The sequence below is a fragment of the Subtercola boreus genome, assembly GCF_003399635.1.
Classification (GTDB): domain Bacteria; phylum Actinomycetota; class Actinomycetes; order Actinomycetales; family Microbacteriaceae; genus Subtercola; species Subtercola boreus_B.
Genome location: NZ_NBXB01000050.1, coordinates 1 through 3288, shown reverse-complemented (window position 1 = coordinate 3288; position 3288 = coordinate 1). Strand labels below are relative to the sequence as shown.

At 62.3% G+C, this 3288-nt stretch carries 3 protein-coding genes and 2 pseudogenes; 3 read left to right on the top strand and 2 right to left on the bottom strand.

Features of this window, described 5'->3' with window-relative positions:
* Window positions 1-194: 194 nt before the first annotated feature.
* Together B7R22_RS20000 and B7R22_RS19995 are read left to right on the top strand one after the other, a co-directional pair.
* Window positions 195-386 (top strand): annotated as a pseudogene (locus B7R22_RS20000) (IS30 family transposase); the annotation flags it as partial.
* A 184-nt stretch (window positions 387-570) separates the two neighbouring features.
* Window positions 571-702, top strand: a pseudogene (locus tag B7R22_RS19995) (recombinase family protein); the annotation flags it as partial.
* A 427-nt stretch (window positions 703-1129) separates the two neighbouring features.
* Here B7R22_RS19995 and B7R22_RS17970 read toward each other — a convergent pair.
* On the bottom strand, window positions 1130-1600 hold the full coding sequence (locus tag B7R22_RS17970; RefSeq protein ID WP_116413068.1) for a MerR family transcriptional regulator: 471 nt from the start codon (window positions 1598-1600) through the stop codon (window positions 1130-1132).
* Between the two features lie 98 nt (window positions 1601-1698).
* Here B7R22_RS17970 and B7R22_RS17965 point away from each other — a divergent pair, with 98 nt between their 5' ends.
* On the top strand, window positions 1699-2523 hold the full coding sequence (locus B7R22_RS17965; protein ID WP_116413067.1) for an SDR family oxidoreductase: 825 nt from the start codon (window positions 1699-1701) through the stop codon (window positions 2521-2523).
* A 238-nt stretch (window positions 2524-2761) separates the two neighbouring features.
* Here B7R22_RS17965 and B7R22_RS17960 read toward each other — a convergent pair whose 3' ends face one another.
* Window positions 2762-3214: a tyrosine-type recombinase/integrase gene (locus B7R22_RS17960; protein ID WP_116413066.1), complete on the bottom strand. Its 453-nt coding sequence runs from the start codon at window positions 3212-3214 to the stop codon at window positions 2762-2764.
* Window positions 3215-3288 lie beyond the last annotated feature (74 nt).

The following is a 3288-nucleotide window of genomic DNA, read 5'->3' as shown; positions in this document are numbered from 1 at the left end:
CCGAACCAGAAGCCGCCGCGAAATCCTCAAACGAGAACAACCCGCAGCGACCGCGTAACCAAAAGACCAACCCGAGGGGTCAACTTTCTTTTGACGATACGGGGTCAAGATTCACCCGACGTTGACACAGACGAGCACCGCGCCCAAGAGATTGCCGCCGCGTAGAGTTTCATTATCAAGTCCAACATTCGGGGACCAGTCCACTTCTACGTCAATACTTCCCCAAGGGAACCAACCTCGACGAACACAGCCCCGAACGACTCCTCCAGGTCGCCACCGAGCTGAACCAGCGCCCACGCCGCACCCTCGCCGGAATCACCCCCGCACACGCCCTCGATCAACTACTCTCAAACTCAAACGAGACCCCTGTTGCGACGACCAGCTGAATCCGCCTAAAGGTTTTTGGCGCGCTCCTCTCCCCCGACCGCGGACCTTCCTAATCCGCGAAATCTGGCGGTTGTGGTTCATCTTGAAAACTCATCTCGCAGACGCACGTGTCTCACTCCACTTTTGGGACTTCTTGAGGGGTATACGCGGGTCAGCACAGCGGCGCAGGATGCGCAGCTGTAGATCGATGCGCTCGTGAAGATCGGTGTGCAGCAGCGGGATATCTTCTCCGACGTCACATCCGGTACAAAAGTCGCTGCGAGCAGACCCGCGATGATTCGGCTGCTCGAGCACGCTGTCGAGGGTGACACGCTTTTCTGCACCATGCGACGGTCTACGCCCGGGCAAGAGATCGCATAGCCCGAGGTTCGTCGCAGTCAGATGAGTACGCGACCGGCTCGTCCTTCGTCGAGGTCCTGACACATGCCAGTGAGCCATCGTCTCAGCGATCGGTGGCCCTCAAATATTCGCGGGAGCAGTGGCAGTGTCGGCGTCACTCCACGCGCCAGATTCAGCCACGGGTAAGAGACCGAGCTTGCCCGTCGGGTCCGGCCCCTAGCCTGGACCGGTAAGCAGCGTGCTCAAAGCACGGAAAGGGTTCAGCTGCCTGCGAAATGCAGGAAGTGAATCCTCCTGCTGCACTCGTGACAGGTGGAAAGGTCCTGCGTCTCACCGACGGGCCAAGGTGGACGGGTGATTTTTCGGTAGTTGAGCGTGACCGTTGGGTGACCCGGCGGCAGCGTCAGCATTCCGGCCCGTGCGTCCACAGCGTGTCGGCGGTGCCCTCGCCGAGGTGCCGTGTGTAGATCTCGACCTTGTGGTGAATCACGTCGAGCGCCTCCTGCAGGTCGGCCATCTGCTGCTGCACTCTAGCCTCGTGCCCAGTTAGCAGAGCGAGTCGCTCGGTCTCGTTGCCTGACCCCGCGAGCACGAGCTCGGCGTACCGACGAATCTCGGGCAACGGCATACCGCTCGACCGCAGCTTCGTGCATACCCGCAGCCACTGCAGCTCGAAGTCCGTGAACACACGGCGGCCGGCCGAGTCGCGGCGCACGGGTCCGAAAAAGAGCCCCTCCTTCTCGTAGAAGCGCACCGTGTGCGTCGTCAGCCCGGTGAGCCCACTCACCTCGCCGATGGTGAAGGTTGCGTCAGAATCAGAAGACCCCGGGATGTTCGGGTCGGCAGGAGTATCCGTCACCCTGGTCGTCGTCATGACCAACACACTACTCCTTGACTTCGAGTCCACTTCAACTCGTAACCTCGTACCGAAGCCGCCCCAGGGGACGGCGCACCATCGACGAAAGGCACCTCATGAACACCTGGTTCATCACCGGCACGTCCACCGGCTTCGGCCGGCTCCTCACCGAGCAGCTCCTCGATCGAGGCGACCGCGTCGCGGCCACCCTCCGGCGTCCCGAATCGCTCGACGATCTTGCCCAGCAGTACGGCGACCAGCTCTGGGTCGGCCGCCTCGACGTCACCGACAGCACCCAGGTGCGCCAGGTCGTCGACGCCGCATTCGTCGCCCTCGGCACCATCGACGTTGTCGTGAATAACGCAGGCTACGGGGTGTTCGCCTCCGTCGAGGAGGCGAGCGACGAGCAGATTCGCCGCGTGATCGACACCAACCTTGTGGGGTCGATCAACGTGATCCGCGCGGCAATGCCGCACCTCCGGGCTCAGAAAGGCGGGCGCATCCTTCAGATCTCGACCGCGGGGGGCCAAACCACCTACCCCAACTTCGGCTACTATCACGCGTCGAAGTGGGGCATCGAGGGCTTCTGCCAGACCGTCGCTGCCGAAGTCGCCCCGTTCGGCATCGCACTCACGATCATCGAGCCCGGCGCGACCCCGACGGGGTTCGGGAACTCGCTCGATTCGGCCCCGATCATGCCCGAGTACGAGGACACCCCCGCAGGCGACGTGCGGCGCGCGTTGGCCGCTGGTGCATTCCCCCTTCCAAACGATCCGGCGAAGATCGCCGGGGCCATGATCGACCTCGTCGAGTCAGGAGCCACCCCTCTCCGGCTGCAGCTCGGACCGGACACATATCGCGACGTCCGGGCATCCCTGGTCGCCCGGCTTGCCGAGCACGAGGCGGCCGAGGCCGTCGCATTTTCCGTGGCGTCCGCCTAACGAACGGCTGCCCGGAGGAGGAGTGGTGAGGTAGCTGAGCTCGGCGTATTCCTTGACGTCGGCGGTGTGAACCAGAAGCACCTGCGGAGCCTCCTTTCTGCACCACGTCGCGTTCAACGCTCGGGTAGGAAATGCGGGTAGCCAGAGGTTGGTCGCGGTTCGGCGTATTTGCGTGAGCTTCTGCTCGGCAGCCGAGACACTGGTCTGCAGGCCTTCGATTTCACCGAGCCAGCCTTGGTCACGGGCTTCGGCCAGACGTTCGCGCACGCTCGATTTTCCGTTTGACGAAGTGCCCGATGAATTTGTCCCATTCGTTCTCGGTGGGTTCGCTGTATTCGTCTGATGGTCGGAGGCTGCGGCGCCGTGCGATGAATGCATGGTGGTGGTCGATGACGTCTCGGTCGTAGACGGCAACGTAGGTCTGGGTGGTGGCTATTGATTCGTGGCAGAGGATCTCGGCCGTGATGTGCACGGGCAACCCGGAAGCGACGGCTTCGGTCGCGAAGATCCGCCGGAAATCGTGTCGGCTGAAGTGGGCCGGGGTGCCGTCGGTGTTCCGGATGTTCGCTTCGGCGACGAGTTCTTCGAGCAGCTCTTTGACACGCATATTGCTGATCGCGATATCGCGGAGCCCCCACTGTTGACGCCGACCGAATGTGATGCCGTTTCTGCCGATTGAAAACAGGGCCACCTAGCCACTATGGAAGGTGATCAATTTGGATGACTGGGCAAAGATTCGGCATTTGCATTCGATGGGTTTGCACT

Bases quoted from the DNA above. Each gene is read 5' to 3' on its own strand.
- B7R22_RS17965 (WP_116413067.1), top strand. From the start codon at position 1,699: ATGAACACCTGGTTCATCACCGGCACGTCCACCGGCTTCGGCCGGCTC.
- B7R22_RS17970 (WP_116413068.1), bottom strand. From the start codon at position 1,600: ATGACGACGACCAGGGTGACGGATACTCCTGCCGACCCGAACATCCCG.